The organism is Rhizobium sp. SVR5-9E (genome assembly GCF_056755095.1).
In genome coordinates this window covers 1-237 of sequence record NZ_JBNDHS010000721.1, presented here as the reverse complement: position 1 = coordinate 237, position 237 = coordinate 1, and the positions used below count along the sequence as shown (strand labels likewise).

Below are 237 nucleotides of genomic sequence, written 5' to 3'. Positions count from 1 at the left end.
GCCTGCTACAGCAAATTTTGTGGAACAGTAAACACCCCATCCCGGGAATCCTCCGTAATAGCCTCCAATCGATGAAATGTTAAAGATATTCCCGGATTTCTGCGCGCGCAGGTAAGGCATTGCATTTCTGATTACATTTAAAGTTCCGAAAACATTGACATCAAAATTCGCTCTCGTTTCTTCATCGCTCAGTTCTTCCAGCGTACCCAACTGTCCATATCCGGCATTGTTAACTAT

The 237-nt window shown here is 43.9% G+C and carries 1 protein-coding gene; it reads right to left on the bottom strand.

Translation table 11 applies throughout. The features are described from left to right. Positions 1-237, bottom strand: a 237-nt coding sequence (locus ACPYOJ_RS36715; protein WP_481420593.1) for an SDR family NAD(P)-dependent oxidoreductase, incomplete at its 3' end; no start/stop codon positions are given.